This is a genomic window from Oceanobacillus picturae (assembly GCF_000612865.1).
GTDB lineage: Bacteria > Bacillota > Bacilli > Bacillales > Amphibacillaceae > Oceanobacillus_B > Oceanobacillus_B jordanicus.
This window is the reverse complement of sequence record NZ_CCAX010000004.1, coordinates 95,389-114,472: the sequence shown is the minus strand read 5'-3', so window position 1 is coordinate 114,472 and position 19,084 is coordinate 95,389. Positions and strand designations below refer to the sequence as shown.

The 19,084-nt window shown below is 41.8% G+C and carries 17 protein-coding genes; all 17 read left to right on the top strand.

Annotated elements, in window-relative coordinates:
• Positions 1–15: 15 nt before the first annotated feature.
• The 17 genes from atpA (at position 16) to spoIID (ending at position 18,838) form a co-directional block, all read left to right on the top strand.
• Complete coding sequence (gene atpA, locus BN988_RS17365) at positions 16–1,524, top strand: F0F1 ATP synthase subunit alpha (protein WP_036578477.1); 1,509 nt, start codon at positions 16–18, stop codon at positions 1,522–1,524.
• Between the two features lie 131 nt (positions 1,525–1,655).
• Positions 1,656–2,513 carry an ATP synthase F1 subunit gamma gene (gene atpG, locus BN988_RS17360; RefSeq protein WP_036578475.1) on the top strand — a complete coding sequence of 286 codons (858 nt, stop codon included), beginning with the start codon at positions 1,656–1,658 and terminating at the stop codon, positions 2,511–2,513.
• 98 nt (positions 2,514–2,611) lie between these two features.
• Positions 2,612–4,021 carry a F0F1 ATP synthase subunit beta gene (gene atpD / locus BN988_RS17355; protein ID WP_036578474.1) on the top strand — a complete coding sequence of 470 codons (1,410 nt, stop codon included), beginning with the start codon at positions 2,612–2,614 and terminating at the stop codon, positions 4,019–4,021.
• Between the two features lie 79 nt (positions 4,022–4,100).
• Positions 4,101–4,496 carry a F0F1 ATP synthase subunit epsilon gene (locus BN988_RS17350; RefSeq protein ID WP_036578473.1) on the top strand — a complete coding sequence of 132 codons (396 nt, stop codon included), beginning with the start codon at positions 4,101–4,103 and terminating at the stop codon, positions 4,494–4,496.
• A 331-nt stretch (positions 4,497–4,827) separates the two neighbouring features.
• On the top strand, positions 4,828–5,058 hold the full coding sequence (locus tag BN988_RS17345) for a DUF1146 family protein (RefSeq protein WP_036578471.1): 231 nt from the start codon (positions 4,828–4,830) through the stop codon (positions 5,056–5,058).
• A 117-nt stretch (positions 5,059–5,175) separates the two neighbouring features.
• Complete coding sequence (locus tag BN988_RS17340) at positions 5,176–5,883, top strand: YwmB family TATA-box binding protein (RefSeq protein WP_036578470.1); 708 nt, start codon at positions 5,176–5,178, stop codon at positions 5,881–5,883.
• Between the two features lie 34 nt (positions 5,884–5,917).
• Positions 5,918–7,246, top strand: coding sequence for a UDP-N-acetylglucosamine 1-carboxyvinyltransferase (gene murA, locus BN988_RS17335; protein ID WP_036578469.1), 1,329 nt, complete (start codon positions 5,918–5,920; stop codon positions 7,244–7,246).
• A 396-nt stretch (positions 7,247–7,642) separates the two neighbouring features.
• Entirely contained in the window at positions 7,643–8,467 is an 825-nt protein-coding gene (locus BN988_RS17330; RefSeq protein ID WP_036578467.1) for a M55 family metallopeptidase, read from the top strand.
• Positions 8,468–8,480: 13 nt separating this feature from the next.
• Entirely contained in the window at positions 8,481–9,413 is a 933-nt protein-coding gene (locus tag BN988_RS17325; protein WP_036578466.1) for an ABC transporter permease, read from the top strand.
• A gap of 1 nt (position 9,414) precedes the next feature.
• A complete protein-coding gene (locus tag BN988_RS17320) occupies positions 9,415–10,362 on the top strand; it encodes an ABC transporter permease (protein ID WP_036578464.1) in 948 nt (315 codons plus the stop codon).
• Positions 10,363–10,370: 8 nt separating this feature from the next.
• Positions 10,371–11,372 (top strand): ABC transporter ATP-binding protein, encoded by a 1,002-nt coding sequence (locus tag BN988_RS17315; RefSeq protein WP_036578463.1) that lies wholly within the window; start codon positions 10,371–10,373, stop codon positions 11,370–11,372.
• 19 nt (positions 11,373–11,391) lie between these two features.
• Positions 11,392–13,041 carry a peptide ABC transporter substrate-binding protein gene (locus tag BN988_RS17310; RefSeq protein WP_036578461.1) on the top strand — a complete coding sequence of 550 codons (1,650 nt, stop codon included), beginning with the start codon at positions 11,392–11,394 and terminating at the stop codon, positions 13,039–13,041.
• Between the two features lie 267 nt (positions 13,042–13,308).
• On the top strand, positions 13,309–14,247 hold the full coding sequence (locus BN988_RS17305) for a S66 peptidase family protein (protein WP_036578460.1): 939 nt from the start codon (positions 13,309–13,311) through the stop codon (positions 14,245–14,247).
• Complete coding sequence (locus tag BN988_RS17300) at positions 14,244–15,353, top strand: mandelate racemase/muconate lactonizing enzyme family protein (protein ID WP_036578459.1); 1,110 nt, start codon at positions 14,244–14,246, stop codon at positions 15,351–15,353. Before BN988_RS17305 ends, BN988_RS17300 begins: the two co-directional genes overlap by 4 nt.
• Positions 15,354–15,373: 20 nt before the next feature.
• Positions 15,374–16,327 (top strand): C40 family peptidase, encoded by a 954-nt coding sequence (locus BN988_RS17295; RefSeq protein WP_036578457.1) that lies wholly within the window; start codon positions 15,374–15,376, stop codon positions 16,325–16,327.
• Between the two features lie 3 nt (positions 16,328–16,330).
• Positions 16,331–17,338 carry an ABC transporter ATP-binding protein gene (locus BN988_RS17290; RefSeq protein WP_036578455.1) on the top strand — a complete coding sequence of 336 codons (1,008 nt, stop codon included), beginning with the start codon at positions 16,331–16,333 and terminating at the stop codon, positions 17,336–17,338.
• A 318-nt stretch (positions 17,339–17,656) separates the two neighbouring features.
• Positions 17,657–18,838 (top strand): stage II sporulation protein D, encoded by a 1,182-nt coding sequence (gene spoIID, locus BN988_RS17285; RefSeq protein WP_051558100.1) that lies wholly within the window; start codon positions 17,657–17,659, stop codon positions 18,836–18,838.
• The last annotated feature ends 246 nt before the right edge of the window (positions 18,839–19,084 follow it).

The window sequence follows — 19,084 nt, the reverse complement described above, 5'->3', positions numbered from 1 at the left end:
CAGGGGTGAAATGGTATGAGCATAAAAGCTGAAGAAATCAGTAATTTGATTAAGCAGCAAATCGAAAATTTCGATTCAGATATTGAAGTAAGTGATGTCGGTACAGTTATTGAAATCGGTGACGGAATCGCACGTGCTCACGGACTGGACAACGTAATGGCCGGAGAACTTCTTGAATTTTCAAATGGTGTTATGGGAATGGCGCAGAACCTGGAAGAAAGTAACGTAGGTATCGTAATCCTTGGACCATATACAGAAATCAAAGAAGGCGATGAAGTACGCCGTACCGGTAGAATTATGCAAGTGCCGGTTGGAGAAGAATTAGTAGGCCGTGTGGTAAACCCTCTCGGACAACCAATCGATGGTAGAGGAGCAATTGAAACATCTAAAACGCGTCCAATCGAAGGCGCTGCTCCAGGTGTAATGGACCGTAAATCAGTTGATGAACCATTGCAAACAGGGATTAAAGCAATTGATGCCCTTGTTCCAATTGGTAGAGGTCAACGTGAGCTTATTATCGGAGACCGCCAAACAGGTAAAACAACAGTTGCTGTTGATACGATCTTAAACCAGGCAGACCAGGATATGATTTGTATCTATGTTGCTATTGGTCAAAAAGAGTCCACAGTAAGAGGAACAGTAGAAACTTTCCGTCGCTATGGTGCACTTGACTACACAATCGTTGTATCAGCTGGTGCGTCTGATCCTGCTCCATTGTTATACCTTGCTCCATATGCAGGAGTAGCAATGGGTGAAGAATTTATGTATAACGGAAAGCACGTATTAGTTGTCTATGATGATCTTTCTAAGCAGGCATCTGCATACCGTGAACTTTCCCTATTATTACGCCGCCCACCAGGCCGTGAAGCTTTCCCTGGAGATGTGTTCTACTTACACTCTCGTTTACTTGAACGTGCAGCAAAGTTAAATGATTCACTAGGTGGAGGATCATTAACTGCATTACCATTCGTAGAAACACAAGCAGGTGATATTTCTGCTTACATTCCTACAAACGTTATCTCGATAACGGATGGTCAAATTTTCCTACAATCCGACTTGTTCTTCTCAGGTGTCCGCCCGGCAATCAATGCTGGTCTTTCCGTATCCCGTGTAGGGGGATCCGCCCAAATTAAGGCGATGAAAAAAGTAGCAGGAACACTTCGTCTTGATCTTGCTTCATTCCGTGAGCTGGAAGCATTCTCACAATTTGGATCAGATTTAGACAAAGCAACACAGGCTAAACTAAATCGTGGAGCAAGAACAGTTGAAGTATTGAAGCAGGGCTTACATAAGCCGTTGGTTGTAGAGAAGCAGGTTATGATTATCTACGCACTAACGAAAGGCTTCCTGGATGATATTGCAGTGGAAGATATCACACGTTTCGAGGATGAGCTCCATGTATGGCTTGATCAAAATGGCAAGGAATTGCTTACATCAATCCGTGAAACAGGGAACTTACCAGAAGCAGAAGATATGAACAATGCAATTAATCAATTTAAAAAGACATTTCTACCTACAGAGTAGTTAAAATGGAATACAGTAATTTTTAAATAATGAACAGAAGTAGCACAGGCAGTGTTTGGAGAAGAAAGTATGATCACGCTTTTATCCTCCTACCTGTGTCTATCTCTGTTATGAAAGGGTGGTGAAAGAGCTTGGCATCACTTAGAGATATAAAAGGTAGAATTGATTCCACCAAAAAGACAAAGCAAATTACGAAAGCAATGGAAATGGTATCTGCCTCTAAAATGAGCAAGGCAGAACTTAATGCGAAGTCATTTGTGCCTTATGGTGAAAAGATACAAGAAGTGGTGAAAAGCATTGCGGCAAATAACCCAGACGCATCGCATCCAATGTTGGAAAAACGCGAAGTCAAGAAAACGGGATATTTTGTTATCACCTCAGATAGAGGACTTGCTGGTGCCTACAACAGTAGTGTATTAAGGAATCTGTATCAAACCATTCAAAAAAACCATCAGTCCACAGATGAATACACAGTTATCGCCGTAGGACGTATGGGGTATGATTTTTGTAGAAAAAGAGGAATACCTGTAGCGAAGAGCATTCTTGGCATAGCAGACCAACCTAACTTTTCAGAAATTAAAGAACTTGCCTCAGAAACAGTCCAAATGTACATTGATGGGGAAATTGATGAACTGAACATATTCTATAACCATTACGTAAGTGCTATCTCTCAACAGGTAACAACTACGAAGTTGCTACCAATTACGGATTTGAAAGCAACCGGCTCAACAAGTGAGTATGAGTATGAACCAAATCAAGAGCAGATCTTGAACGTGCTTTTACCACAATATGCAGAAGCCCTAATTTATGGCGCTCTGCTTGATGGAAAGGCAAGTGAGCATGCTGCACGTATGACAGCAATGAGAAGTGCTACAGATAATGCCGATGAGCTAATTGGTGATCTGACATTATCGTATAACCGTGCACGTCAGGCAGCTATCACACAAGAAATCACAGAAATTATTGGTGGCGTAGCAGCACTTGAATAGGTAGCCAATAAGAAATATATCGCATAAAAGGTACCCGGATTTCAGCTTTGTAATGGAAATCAAACAGGGTTCTTTCAAGTAAGATAGGAGGGAAATCGATGAGCAAAGGACACGTTACTCAAGTAATGGGACCAGTCGTTGACGTAAAATTCGAAGACGGACAGCTTCCAGCTATTTATAACGCGTTAACAGTGAAATCAGAGGCGGAAGGCGACATTCAAGCGATCGACCTAACATTGGAAGTTGCACTTCATCTCGGTGATAAAAGTGTCCGTACTATCGCCATGTCATCTACAGATGGTGTGAAGCGTGGTATGGAAGTAGAAAACCTAGAAAGGCCAATTTCTGTCCCTGTAGGGGAAGCAACTCTTGGTCGTGTATTTAATGTCCTTGGTGAAAATATTGATCTTGATGAGCCTTTGGCTAGTGACATTAAGCTTGATCCGATTCACCGTGAGGCGCCAAAGTTTGAAAATCTTTCGACACAAACAGAAATTCTAGAAACAGGAATTAAAGTTGTAGATTTACTTGCTCCATATATTAAGGGTGGTAAGATCGGTTTGTTTGGTGGAGCCGGTGTTGGTAAGACAGTACTTATCCAGGAGCTTATTAATAATATTGCGCAAGAGCATGGTGGTCTATCTGTATTCGCAGGAGTTGGAGAGCGTACCCGTGAGGGGAATGACCTTTATTTTGAAATGAAGGACTCAGGCGTTATAGCTAAAACAGCAATGGTCTTCGGACAAATGAACGAGCCACCTGGTGCACGTATGCGTGTAGCACTTACAGGATTAACAATGGCTGAATATTTCCGTGATGAACAAGGTGCAGACGTACTATTCTTCGTGGATAATATCTACCGTTTCACACAGGCAGGTTCTGAGGTATCAGCCCTACTTGGCCGTATGCCATCAGCGGTTGGTTACCAACCAACACTTGCAACTGAAATGGGACAACTTCAGGAGCGTATTACTTCTACTGATAAAGGTTCCGTAACATCTATCCAAGCAATCTATGTACCTGCGGATGACTATACAGATCCGGCACCAGCTACGACGTTTGCTCACTTAGATGCTACAACCAACCTTGATCGTAAATTATCTGAACAAGGTATTTATCCTGCGGTAGATCCGCTTGCATCTACTTCTCGAGCACTTGACCCTGAAGTTGTAGGGGATGAGCATTATGAAGTAGCACGTGAAGTTCAACGTACACTACAACGTTATAAGGAATTACAGGATATTATTGCCATTCTCGGTATGGATGAACTAGGCGATGAAGATAAACTTGTCGTTTCCCGTGCTCGTCGTGTGCAATTCTTCTTGTCCCAAAACTTCCACGTTGCGGAACAGTTTACAGGACAAAAAGGTTCCTACGTACCAGTTGCAGAAACGGTAAAAGGATTTAAAGAAATTCTAGACGGGAAGTATGATGACCTTCCTGAGGACGCATTCCGTTTAGTTGGGCGCATTGAAGAAGTAGTTGAAAAAGCACAAGGCATGCAATAAAGACATAGGCAAGGAAGAGGAGAAGCCATTAAAATATGGTTATCGTACGTACTCCTTGTCGGTCTAAGGAGGGGTTACATTGAGAACACTAACTGTGAGTGTTGTTACTCCTGATGGTCCAGTACTGGAAGATAACTTTGAAATGGTTAGCTGTAAAGCAGAAACTGGCGAGCTTGGAATTCTACCAGGCCATATTCCACTCGTCGCCCCATTATCAATTGGCGCTGTAAGATTGAAGCGTGACAATGGGATAGAGAGGCTTTCTATTAACGGGGGCTTTATGGAGGTAAGACCTGATAAAGTAACCATACTTGCTCAATCTGCTGAATTGCCTGCAGATATCGACATAGAACGAGCAAAAGAAGCGAAATCTCGTGCAGAAGGCCGATTACAGTCTAAGCAGGACAATGTTGACTTCCAACGGGCAGAATTAGCACTCAAAAGAGCATTAAATCGCTTGGACGTTGGTCAATAAGCATATTAAAATAAAAATCCCTCGCGACATAAACGTTGTGAGGGATTTTAACTTTGCAAATGCTAGGGATGTATAAAATTTCAGATAAGAAGCAATGATGGCGTAGCTAAATTTGAAGTTTAAAGAACGTACACTTTGCTGGCGAAAGCGAGGTTTTATTAGGCAAACGCCTGTCGTCAGTGACAGCAGTTCACAGTTCTTCTACTCTTAACTGGAAATCGTCTCCGCGATCCTGTAAGATTGTCTTGTGCTTTATTATGTCGTATTTCCCGGGAAATTGCCGGAAATAAATTGATGATAGGGAAACAAATAGTTATATAAGGTGGTATATATGTTTTCAATAGGACAGTTGGCAATAGTTAGTATGATATCTCATTTAATATTCATTTATTTGACTTGGAGAGTAGTTCAGGCGATAAACTTTGACCCGCTAATTAGAAAAGGGAGAGCAGCAGAAGCTAGAGTACTATTGCTGCTTGTAACCATTGTAGTTGGGGCAGGAGTAAGCCGGTTCTTTCTTGAAATTCTTCAATGGTCAAGTGACCTGATCTACCTGTTCTAAACAGGATGACAGTATAGGAGACTAGTAATCTTGTATATTGTCGTAAATTGTACTGTATGTTAGTAGATTCCCCTGTACATACTATAGATACTATAGTATGAATACGGGGGTTTTTTTATGAGGAAAATAGCACTAATTCTATTATTTGTTTTATTATTAACAACAAAGACAGTTACCATGGCCGAGTACAACGATGCGTTACTTGATATAGCCGATTATACAGAAACCATCAAATTACCTATAGATGATTGGAGCGTCACAGTCCGGGAACAGATTTCAGAAGAAGATGCTATTGAAGTGATGACGAAAATGAAAAAAGAGGGTTTACAAGCAACAAAAAAGGAAACAGAAAATAGTACAAACTATTCACTTGCTGACACACAGAATTCTAGCAAGTTAAACGTATATTATAATGTAATTGTGCATAGTGGCAAAGCAGAACTCATCGCAGTAATAGAAGGCAGAGATTGGTCTGAATCCATGAAAGAATTGTACGTGAAGAAAATAACGAAAGTAAAGAATAAATATTTCACGAATATGGCACAAACATTCGCTTGTCTAACAGTGATAGATGATGCTATAATTGGTAGTGATTATTTTTTCAAAGATTTAACAAAAACATTTAACATTCAACAAGAAACAGTACAATTCGACAACAACGAAAATTTATCGCATAATTTTATTTTCTACGGGTATACACCACTATGGACCCAGAAAATTAGTCTAGAAAACGCAACAATGAACATACAAGTAGCTGTCACAGAGAATGCAGAAGGACATCTTACTTACACGATAGGAACACCTATCCTAATAAATGAATATTAATATTATGAAATTGGATCTGAAGGAGATTTGAAATATGGAAAAAATCATCGTAAGAGGCGGACACCAATTGAACGGCACCGTTAAAGTGGAAGGTGCGAAGAACGCCGTATTACCTGTTCTAGCCGCAAGCCTTATTGCAAGTGAAGGGAAAAGTGTTATTACAGAGGTCCCTGAACTAGCTGATGTATATACTATAAACCAAGTATTAAGCAATATGAATGCTGAAGTACACTTTGATAATAATACTGTAACAGTAGATGCTTCAAAACAATTAAAGACGGAAGCACCATTTGAATATGTAAGAAAAATGCGTGCATCTGTACTTGTGCTTGGACCATTGCTAGCACGTTATGGCCATGCAAATGTAGCAATGCCAGGCGGCTGTGCTATTGGATCACGTCCAATTGATCTTCATTTAAAGGGCTTCGAGGCAATGGGAGCAGAAGTACATGTAGGAAATGGTTTTGTAGAAGCGCATGTAAATGGGCGTCTTAAAGGTGCTAAAATTTACCTCGATATGCCAAGCGTTGGTGCCACAGAAAATATCATGATGGCAGCTGCTCTTGCTGATGGAAAGACCATTCTTGAAAACTGTGCAAAAGAACCAGAAATCGTAGACTTAGCTAACTACCTGAATAAAATGGGCGCGAAAATAGTAGGTGCAGGAACAGAAACGATCCGCATTGAAGGCGTGGAAAAATTATATGGTACGGAACACGCAATCATTCCTGACAGAGTAGAAGCTGGTACGTTTATGGTTGCAGCAGCTATCACTGGGGGTAATGTTCTAATTGAAAATGCAGAAAGTGAACATTTACGTTCTGTTATTTCAAAACTTCAGGAAATGGAAGTAACTGTAAAAGAAGAAAATGGCGGCCTTCGGGTAATTGGACCGAAGTCACTGAAAGCAACAGACATTAAAACATTGCCACATCCAGGATTCCCTACGGATATGCAATCCCAAATGATGTCACTTATGTTATGCGCAGAAGGTACAAGTGTTATTACGGAAACGGTATTCGAAAACCGCTTTATGCATGTAGAAGAATTTCGTCGTATGAATGCAAAAATGAAAATTGAGGGGCGTAGTGTATTTATTGAAGGTCCAAGTGACCTACAAGGCGCCGAAGTAGCTGCAACAGATCTTCGTGCTGCTGCTGCTCTAATTCTAGCTGGATTACGCGCAGACGGCTATACAAGGGTTACGGAATTAAAGCATCTTGATCGTGGGTATGTAAACTTTGCTGGTAAACTTGCTTCACTTGGTGCTGATATTGACCGAGTAGATGAAAATGGTAACTCAGTTGAAGCCTTTGCCCAGGAAGACTTTCAAGAAGATGACTATGTAGCTAAACTTTCTTAATAGTTCTCAACCCCTCATATAATCAAATACTAGATCCAAAAACGTAAAGCAGAGGAACTATTTCTTCTGCTTTTTGTGTACCTCCATTCTTAATATTGAATATTCAGTATTTTATAATACAGGATATGTATTTACTAAATGCTGGGTAAGTGTGTGTTTTTTTATCCCGGAGCAACCGTCCGTAAGACTCCCTCTTCAACACATGAAGGGAAACCTTGAAGTTTTACTTTATATGCTCAAATTAGCCATTAGGTGCCTGCCCTCATTCTTAAAAGCATAAATTATTGATTGTTGCATTAAGACTAATCTTGTCACAATTCTGTCTTTAAATTTTATTAATTATATGTTAAAATTGAAAGAAAATTACTAACAATACAAAAAGAAGGGGCAGACACCATGAAGTTATATTTATCGGTAGATATGGAAGGAATTACTGGTCTACCTGATTATACATATGTTGATTCCAGTAAGCATAACTATGAGCGCGCAAGAAAAATCATGACCGAGGAAACAAACTATGTCATAGAATCAGCGTTTCAACAGGGATGCACAGAGATAGTGGTTAATGACAGCCATTCTAAAATGAATAACTTATTAATTGAAGCTCTTCACCCAGAAGCCTATTTGATCACCGGAGAAGTAAAACCTTATTCCATGATGCAAGGGCTTGACGATTCCTTTGATGGTGCCATGTTTATTGGTTACCATGCCAGGGCAGGCCAATTTGGTGTCATGTCACATGCAATGATTCATGCCGTCCGAAACTTTTTTATTAATGACCATGTGATCGGGGAAATGGGGTTGAATGCCTATTTAGCAGGCTACTATAATGTACCATTGCTGATGGTTGCCGGAGATGATCAGGCTGCAAAAGAGGCAGAAGAACTGGTTAAAGGGATAACCACTGCTGCAGTGAAGACATCGATTTCTCGTTCTTCGGTTAAAAGTCTTTCGCCGAAGAAGGCAGGGGAACTCCTAACAAAACAAGTTGAAACAGCACTACAGAATAGGCAGAAAATACAGCCACTCGTTCCTCCAGACCGCCCGGTACTCCGGATTGAGTTTACGAACTATGGACAGGCGGAATGGGCTAACTTGATGCCAGGTACCGAAATAGAGCCGGGAACGACCATTGTGCGTTATGAGGCTAAGGATATTAAGGAAGCATACCAGGCCATGCTTGTTATGACAGAGCTGGCCATGAATACAACATTTTCCTAGAGGGGGCAGGCTAATGCTAAAATACATAGCAAAACGACTACTGATTATGGCTGTTACACTCTGGGTCATTGTTACGCTTACCTTTATTCTAATGGTCACGATCCCAGGTTCGCCACTAAACAGTGAACGGAATACAAATGAAACGGTACAAGCAAATTTAGAAGCGCATTATAATCTTGACGAGCCTTACTATGTTCAATATTTTTTATACATAAAATCCATTGTAACCTTTGACTTTGGACCATCGATTAAACAACCGAACCAAACGGTAAATGAATTGCTTGGAAGAGGATTCCCTATATCGTTTGAACTTGGGATTATTACGATTGTGGTAGCTTTGCTTTCCGGTATTATTCTTGGAATTCTTGCGGCTTTACGACATAACGGTATCATTGATTATCTGGCAATTAGTTTAGCAGTGCTCGGTATTTCAATTCCAAACTTCGTGCTTGCCACATTACTAATCCAAAAATTGGCAGTTGATTGGAACATTTTACCACCTGCTACCTGGTCAAGCCCAGCGCACATGATACTACCTGTTATTGCTCTCGCAACAGGGCCAATGGCAATTATAGCTCGTCTCACGCGTTCCACTATGCTAGAGGTGCTTACACAGGATTATATTAAAATGGCAAGAGCAAAAGGGCTTTCGCCATGGAAAATTGTTCTAAAGCATGCATTGAGAAACGCCTTAATGCCGGTGGTAACCATTATGGGGACACTGCTTGCAGGTATTTTAACTGGAACGTTTGTCATCGAAAAAATATTCGCTATCCCTGGCATGGGGCGGTATTTTGTGGAAAGTATAAACCAGCGGGATTATCCAGTTATTATGGGAACGACTGTGTTTTATAGCGGCTTTTTAATATTTATGCTCTTTCTAGTAGATATCATATACGGTATTTTAGATCCGAGAATTAAGCTGCACAAGAAGGGGGGAGCATAACATGGAACCAAACAAAATGGAGCAATCTCCTGCAACCATCCCTGATGAATGGTTCAAATGGAAGGGGAAAGATACCAACGCTGCCGAAACGGTTGCTCGGCCATCTTTGTCTTACTGGCAGGATGCATGGCGTAGACTAGTAAAAAACAAATTGGCCATGGCGGGACTGCTCTTCCTTATTTTACTTACACTTTTCGCAATATTTGGTCCAATTCTATCTCCGTATGAGGTGAACAAGCAAGATTTGCCAAACCAATACCAGCCACCTTCATCTGATCACTGGTTTGGAACAGATAATGCAGGACGGGACGTATTTACACGTACATGGTATGGAGCCCGCATTTCCTTGTTTGTTGGCTTAATGGCAGCACTTATTGATCTATCGATTGGGATTATCTATGGGGGGTTATCTGGATATAAAGGTGGCCGCACAGATAATATTATGATGCGTATTATTGAAGTGCTATATGGTCTGCCATATTTACTTGTCGTAATCCTTTTGTTAGTAGTACTCGGTCCGAGTTTGACCACGATTATTATCGCGTTAACGGTAACAGGCTGGGTTGGAATGGCTCGAATAGTGCGAGGGCAAGTTCTGCAAATTAAAAACTATGAATTTGTCCTCGCTTCCAAGTCGTTCGGCACTAAGACGCCTCGGATTATCCGGAAAAACCTGCTACCAAATACGATGGGACCAATTATTGTCCAGATGACATTAACTGTTCCAAGTGCTATTTTCGCAGAAGCATTTCTGAGTTTTCTCGGTCTTGGTATACAGGCGCCTTATGCGAGCTGGGGTGTAATGGCTAATGATTCGCTGGGTGCGATTTTATCTGGTAATTGGTGGACACTGTTCTTTCCGGCGTTTTTCATATCCTTTACCATGTTTGCATTTAATGTATTAGGTGATGGACTACAGGATGCCCTGGATCCAAAACTGAGGAAGTAGGTGACAAGATGGAAAAAATACTCGAGGTAAAGGATCTTCATGTAACCTTCCGTACATATGGTGGAACGGTAAAAGCAGTAAGAGGAGTCAATTTTCATTTGAATAAAGGGGAGACATTAGCCATTGTAGGGGAATCGGGCTGTGGAAAAAGTGTAACCTCCAATGCAATTATGCGACTGATCCCGGATCCGCCTGGCAAGATATCCAATGGCTCAATTCGATTCAAAGAGAAAGAGATTACGAGATTGACAGAGAAACAAATGCGGTCGATTAGAGGGGTAGACATCTCGATGATCTTCCAGGACCCTATGACTGCCTTAAACCCTACATTAACGATTGGCACGCAATTGGTGGAAGGACTGCAGCAACACCGAAAGATCTCTGCAAGTGAGGCAAAGGCCAAGGCACTTGATATGTTAGAGCTTGTTGGGATTCCTAATGCAGTTGAACGTCTAAAACAGTATCCCCATCAGTTTAGTGGAGGAATGCGCCAACGTATTGTGATTGCCATGGCTTTAATTTGTGAACCAGAGCTGTTAATAGCAGATGAGCCTACCACTGCACTTGATGTAACCATTCAGGCGCAGATTTTAGAGCTTTTCGAGAAAATACAAGATGCAACCGGTGTTTCCATCATTTTAATAACACACGATTTAGGTGTTGTAGCAAAAATAGCCGATCGTGTTGCTGTGATGTATGCCGGAAAGATTATCGAGGTCGGGGACAAAAGAGAGATCTTCTACGAATCGCAGCATCCGTATACAAAGGGGCTGTTGAATTCAGTGCCACGACTTGACCTACAAGGCGAGAAATTGACGCCGATTGACGGAACACCACCTGATTTATTCTCGCCTCCTGAAGGATGTCCATTTTCTGCAAGATGTCCATTCGCCATGGAGGTGTGTGATAAAGTTTACCCCGTAACAACAGTGCGATCCACTTCACACGAAGTAGATTGCTGGTTACAGGATGAAAGGGCAAAGCAGTTATTGGCTACTGCCGAAAAATAAGACAGAGGGGGCAATAAGGATGAGAAAGAAGTTACTTGTTTTACTGATGGCTGCTATGGCGATATTTGTTTTAGCAGCGTGTACTGCCAATGAGAACGCAGGCACAGAAACGGACGAAGGGGAAGAAAACAATGGAGAAGAAGGAAACACAGCTTCAGATGAAAAAGTCCTGTACATGAATAATGGGGTTGAGCCCACATCATTTGACCCTGCAGTAGGGTTTGATGCCGTTTCTTGGAACCCATTAAATAACTTAATGGAAGGTCTAACGCGATTAGGTGAAGGAGATACCCCAGAAGCTGCGATTGCGGAGAGTTGGGACCTATCTGATGATGGGAAAACCTATACCTTCCATTTACGTGAAGATGCTAACTGGTCTAATGGCGACCCAGTTGTGGCAGAGGACTTTGTCTTTGCTTGGGAACGTCTTTTAAATCCAGAGACCGGCTCATCAGCGGCGTTTTTAGGCTACTTTATTGAAGGTGGAGAAGCGTACAACAGTGGAGAAGGATCCGCTGAAGATTTAGGAATTGAAGCAGTCGATGAGAAAACATTTGAAGTAACACTGGCAGCACCAACTGGATACTTTCTTCACGTCATATCTAATCCTGCCTTCTTCCCTGTAAATGCAGCCGTTGCAGAAGAAAACCCGGAATGGTTTGCGGAGGCGGAATCCTTTGTCTCGAATGGACCATTCGCCTTGGATTCATGGGAACACGACAGTGAAATGGTATTCGTTAAAAACGATGAGTACTGGGATGCTGACACAGTAAAATTAGATAAAGTCCACTGGGCTATGGTAAATGACACGAATACGGAATATCAGATGTTTGAATCTGGAGAACTTGATGTAACCGAAATTCCATCTGAGATGGCTGAACAATTAATTAATGAAGATGGTGTTGTAATTGAAGATCAAGCAGGTCTGTATTTCTACCGTTTTAATGTAACGAAAGAACCTTTCCAAAATGCGAAAATCCGCAAAGCATTTGCTTTGGCTGTTAATCAGCAGGATATCGTTGACTATGTAACGAAAAATGGTGAAAAGGCAGCAACCGCCTTTGTTTCGTCAGGTTTTGAAAGTCCTTCTGGCAATGACTTCCGTGATGAAAATGGCGACTTAGTTGAATTTAATCCAGAAGAAGCAAAACAGCTGTTAGAAGAAGGAATGGAAGAGGAAGGCTATGACGAGCTTCCAGAAGTAACACTATCTTACAGCACAAGTGAAGCACATAAAGCCATTGCAGAAACATTGCAAAGCGCATTTACAGATAATCTTGGAATTGATGTTACGCTAGAGAATACAGAGTCAAACGTGTTCCTAGATGACCAAAAAGCATTAAATCATCAGCTCTCAAGAAGTTCTTTCTTGTTTGACTACGGCGATCCTGTAAACTTCCTGGAAAGCTTTATCACAGATTCTTCTATGAACCGAACTGGTTGGTCAAATGAAGAATATGATGAGTTAATTGCCAATGCAAAAACAGAAACAGATGAAGAAAAACGTTGGGAATATATGTATGAAGCTGAAAAACTGTTAGCTGAAGAAATGCCAATCTTCCCAATCCATTACTATAACCAGGTGCATATGTACCAAGATTCTGTCTCAGGAATTGTACGTCACCCAGTAGGTTACGTAGAACTGAAATGGGCAGATAAAAGCGAGTAATATAAGATGCGGAAGTCTCACTAGACTTTGATCGCTAAAAGTGGGCGATGCTGTTCCTAAATCGGCGGAGACAAAGCCCATAGTTACCTTATTAATAAAGAGTTAGCTCCTTTACATTACTACTAGTAAAGGAGCTAATTTCTACATACATAGTTGTTAGGGCAATCTAGGATTGCTAACTGTTTTATTTGATTGGAGTGAAGTTGCACTCCTTATAGCACGTAGATAAATACATAAATGATGAAAATAAAAGAGGGTGGGGTTACCATGATTCGTCCAGAAAAGCTGCAAAAAGGGGATCATATAGGAATTGTCGCTCCGGCAGGACCAATAGATATAGAAAAGCTAAAAGCAGCCGTTCCCTTTTTAGAACAGCTGGGGCTCCGTGTTGTTTTAGGCAAGTATGTCCAGAAAACAAATGGATACCTTGCTGGAACCGATCAAGAAAGATTGGATGACCTTCATGACATGTTTGCCAATCCTAGTATTAAAGCGATTTTTTGCGCGCGTGGAGGATATGGGACAGGGCGAATTGCCTCGAAACTAGATTATGAGCTTATAAAGAATAACCCTAAAATTTTTTGGGGGTATAGTGATATTACGTACTTACATACTTCCATACGGCAGAAAACAGGTCTTGTCACCTTCCATGGCCCAATGGCCACATCCGATATTGCTAAAGACGATTTCGATGAACTAACCGCATCTCGTTTTAATCAACTGTTTGACCCGGAAGCTTTCACGTACACGGAGCAAATATCACCCTTACATGTTATCTCGCCTGGTAAAGCAGAAGGGGAACTTGTTGGCGGAAACCTTTCGTTAATAGTCAGTACACTGGGCACCCCTTTTGAAATGGATACAAAAGGGAAAATTGTCCTTATCGAAGACATTGGGGAAGAGCCATACAAAGTGGACGGGATGCTGAACCAGCTGGAGGTATCGGGAAAGCTTGCAGATGCTGCTGGGTTCGTTGTTGGTGATTTTGCAAATGCTGCACCGACACTTGATTCCAGCCTAACACTAACTGAGGTTTTGAATGAATATTTTCATGCACTAAATAAACCTGTGCTTTCAGGCTTTAAAATTGGACACTGTTTTCCACATGTTGCTGTGCCACTCGGTGTGAAGGCAAGCCTCTCCAGTAACAAGAAAACACTTGAGGTAGACCCAGGTGTTGTAAAGGAGTTGGAGGAAATTTTATGAACATTAACAGTATAGACACCTTCCGAGCGGCTATTCCGCTACATACGCCATTTAAAACAGCGCTACGCACGGTTACCGTTGCAGAAACGATTTTAGTGAAAATAACCTGTGATAATGGGGTTACAGGTTGGGGAGAAGCTCCGCCAACCCATGTTATTACAGGTGATAGCTTGGCAGGAGTGGAATTTGCGATTAATGGGATCATGAAACCGATCATTATCGGAGCTTCACTGGACCAGCGTGAGTATATATTTGAAATGATAGGAAAAGGACTCATTGGTAACTATAGTGCCAAAGCGGCAGTTGACATGGCCTTGTATGACTGTCTAGCACAGCAAGCGGGTATGACGCTATCCGCTTTTCTCGGTGGATATAAAGAAAGCATTGAGACCGATTATACGGTAAGTGTTAACACACCAGAAGAAATGGCTCATGACGCACAGCTTTATGTCCAGGATGGTTTTTCGATATTAAAGGTGAAAGTAGGCAAGGACCTAATTGAAACCGATATAAAAAGGATCCAGGCAATTCGTAAACAAATTGGCCCAAATGTGAAAATTCGTTTGGATGCAAATCAAGGCTGGAAAGCGAAAGAGGCAGTCCGAGCTATTCAAAAGATGGAAGATCTCGGTCTTGATATCGAGTTAGTAGAACAACCCGTCAAAGCGAGTGATTTAGAGGGATTGCGACATGTGACCAGTTATACCGACACGTTAATTATGGCTGACGAAAGTGTCTTTACGTCAATAGATGCAAAAAAGGTACTCGAAACAGGAGCTGCGGACCTCATCAATATTAAGTTAATGAAGGCAGGGGGCATACACGAGGCTATAAAAATAGCAAAGCTAGCTGCTATTTACAATGTGGAATGTATGGTTGGCAGTATGATAGAAACAAAGATAGGAATTACAGCTGCTGCCCACTTTGCAGCAAGTCAGCCTAATATAACAAGATATGATTTTGACGCCCCGTTAATGCTTACAGGTGATATCCTTCAAGGAGGAATTGAGTACGATCAGTCCAACATTAACCTGGGAAGTGATCCAGGCCTTGGCATAATAGGGATTAATGAAAAGTTTATTCAATCAAAAAACACAGTGAAATAAAGGTAGAGAGGAGCAAAATCATGGTTAAACAATCGTTTGATCAATTTTCCGATTCATTATACGTAACGGCAGTACAGGTTGCTACCGTATGGACTTCTCCCGACTCGGCTCGAGATATCGATAGGTTGGGGGTAACAGTACCAGCTGATGTAAAGCAATGGATTAATGAACTAACCTATGAACAAAATTTAGCTTTATGCGATGAAAATAGGGTGCAAAGCCAATTACTATATGGACAGCCAGTGATTATAACAGATACAAAAGAGGATTGGGCACATGTTGTGATTCCCGATCAGCCTTCGAAGAAAGATGAACGCGGTTATCCTGGCTGGGTACCGAGGGCGCAATTACTAGAAGTTGATAAAGAAGACTGGCAATCTGAGCATACTACAGCTGTAATCAGTAAGAAGGCTTGGTTAGAAACGGAAGCGGGTCAAAGGGAGATAGAGCTTAGTTATCTTACAATGCTACCAGTAGTAGAGGTTGGAGATACCCGAGTTGAAGTGAAAACGCCACATGGGAATCGCTTCTTACAATCTGATGAGGTTACTGTCTTTCCGTCAGCTAAAGGATTAGAAAAGGGGAATGGCAAGGCAATCGTGGAAGCAGTGGAAGCCTATACGGGACTCGATTACTTTTGGGGTGGGATGAGTGCATACGGTTATGATTGTTCTGGACTCGCCTATGCTGCCCATAAAGCGAATGGTTACCAGATTGCCAGAGATGCTGGGGATCAAGCTAAAGCTGGTGTAGACGTGCCATTTAATGAATTAAAACCAGGTGATTTGCTGTTCTTTGCCTATGAGGAAGGAAAAGGGCGGTTGCATCATGTTGGCATTTATTATGGGAATGGTAAAATGCTCCACTCTCCACAGACAGGAAAGGGAATCGAAATTATTGATCTGGCTGGTACTATTTATGAAAAAGAGCTTTGTGCTGCTAAACGTTATTGGCTCGATACAGAGGGGACATAAGTTATGAACGAGAAACTACTAGAAGTCAACCAGTTAAAAAAGCATTTTGATGTAGGAAAAGGGAAGGTTCTCAAAGCAGTCAATGACGTATCCTTTTATGTCAACCGAGGAGAGACCTTTGGATTGGTAGGCGAGTCTGGCTGTGGGAAATCTACCATAGGTCGTACTATTCTGGGTCTTTACGATAAAACAGAAGGTGATGTTATCTATGACGGATTAGATGTGCACAGCCTAACAGAGAAAGAAAAATTCAAAATTTATCGGAAGATGCAGATGATTTTCCAGGATCCATATGCATCTCTAAATCCGCGTTCTACTGTCCGAGAGGTAATAGCTGAACCGATGGAAGTACATGGTTTATTTAAATCCAAACGAGAGCAGTTGGAGCGGGTATATGAATTGCTAGAGGAAGTGGGATTAAACCGTGATCACGCCAATCGGTATCCCCATGAGTTTAGTGGTGGACAGCGTCAGCGGATTGGGATAGCAAGAGCACTTGCCTTAGAACCAGAGTTTATTATTGCTGACGAACCAATTTCTGCGCTTGATGTATCCGTACAAGCACAAGTTGTCAACTTATTAAAAGAGCTGCAAGTAGAGAAAGGGTTAACTTTTCTATTTATTGCGCATGACCTTTCGATGGTAAAACAGATCTCTGACAGAATCGGTGTGATGTATTTAGGTAATCTTGTGGAACTTACATCAAGTAAGGCTTTATACGACGAGCCATTACATCCATACACAAAAGCACTCCTTTCTGCCATCCCGATTCCTGATCCGGATATTGAGGAAAGCCGGGAGCGAATCATACTCGAGGGGGAGCTGCCTAGTCCAATTGATCCTCCAAGTGGTTGTGTTTTCCGTACAAGATGCCCTTTTGCAATGGAAGTGTGCGCAGAAGTTCAACCTCCGTGGCAGGAAGTTGAACAAGACCATTACGTTGCTTGTCATCTATATAATAATGAAGTAGAAGACAAAACCCCGTTAAAGGAACCAGCCGTCCAACGGTAAGAAGAACGTACGAAAAGGAACGGTTATAAAGTGAAACTTCACGCAGTGGGGGTTTTCTTTTTTCCCCCACTGCGTGTTAGTTGAAAGAATCGGGGTGTTAACGTCCGTTTACTCCCACTCAAAACTACTGTTTTACTTCATGTTTTGAAGTGGGAGTCTTACGGAAGGTTGCACCGGGATAAAGAAGGAAAAGCCTACGAGAAAATGCGTAGGTTTTTTTCATTCTTCAGTTCTATTGCTTTCTCTTTTTGTATACGTTTAATAGTGGGATTGCTAGATTTGAAATGAAACATAAACCACAGCGAATGGGGGATTGTGATGAAAAAGGGACATTATAAAATAGGAAAAACCAACAAACTAAAGAAGAAAACCATACAAGAGCGGATAAATGCGAAGCAGAAAACATCCATTACAATGAAAGCTCCCAAGAAAGAGTTAAATAAAATTAACCTCTTATTAAAAAGTAAAAAGAATCACTTCTTGGGGAAGCAACCAAAGAAATGGAAGCTGCCAACTGCTATCCTCCTTACAAGTCTATTCTGTCTTATTTTGCTCATTCCTACTGTAATTGTTGTTATGTTTGGGGATGCTACAGGAAATGAAACAACAAGTCAGGAAAAGAAGGCAGAGGAATCCGTTGAGTTGGAATCCTCACCCTTTTCGGTAGCTGTCATGCGTTCGAATTTAGAAAAGGTAGATAACGTTCCTTTGGAGACATATGTAGCCGGAGTGGTGGCATCTGAAATGCCAGTCGAATTCGAAATGGAGGCATTAAAAGCACAAGCCCTCGCAGCAAGAACTTACATTGTGAACTATAAGTTGCATGGCGATATAACGGAAGAGGCAGATGTAACAGACACCGTCCAGCACCAGGTTTATAAGGATGAAGCAGAATTGCAAAAGCAGTTCGGTGATGAGTACCAGGAAAAAATGAACAAAATCAAAGAAGCAGTGAATGCGACAAAAGGAGAGGTGCTTACCTATAAAAAGGAACTGATCACACCAGCATTTTTCTCTACTAGTAACGGCTATACAGAGAACTCAGAGGATTATTGGAAGGATGAACTTCCATATCTACGCAGTGTGGAAAGCCACTGGGATGAAAACACACCTAAATTCCTTGACCAGCAAACCTATTCGATCGACCAAGTCGAGCAAGCACTTGCTACAAAGCTTCCTTCTGATAAGGCGCTCTCCATTGAGATCACCAGAACAGATGGGCAACGGGTGCAGGAGCTGACGATAAATGGGGATGCATTTAGTGGGCGGGAAGTTAGAGAGAAGTTGGAATTACGTTCGAGCGACTTTACGATAGAACAAAAAGATGATCACCTTATTTTTACTACGAAAGGTTATGGCCATGGCATTGGTATGAGTCAGTATGGAGCAAATGGGATGGCTGAGGAAGGGAAAACCTATAAAGATATTGTGAACCATTATTATAAGGATGTTGAAATTAGTACCGTAACAGATACAGCACCAGCCCTCGTTGTGAAATAGACGAGGGTTTTTATTTTAGTATGTGATTACATCTGCGGATCGACAGAGTGCGTTGCGGTATCGCCAGTGAGCGTCAGAGTATCGGCTTAGAGAACCGCAGTATCGGAAGAGAGAGCCGAAGTATCAGCCGAGAGCGTCGCAATATCGGAAGAGAGAGCAAGAGTATCGGCCGACAGCACTGCAACATCACCCGAGAGCACTGCAAGATCGCCAGTGAGTATCAAAGTATCAGCTGAGCACGCACCA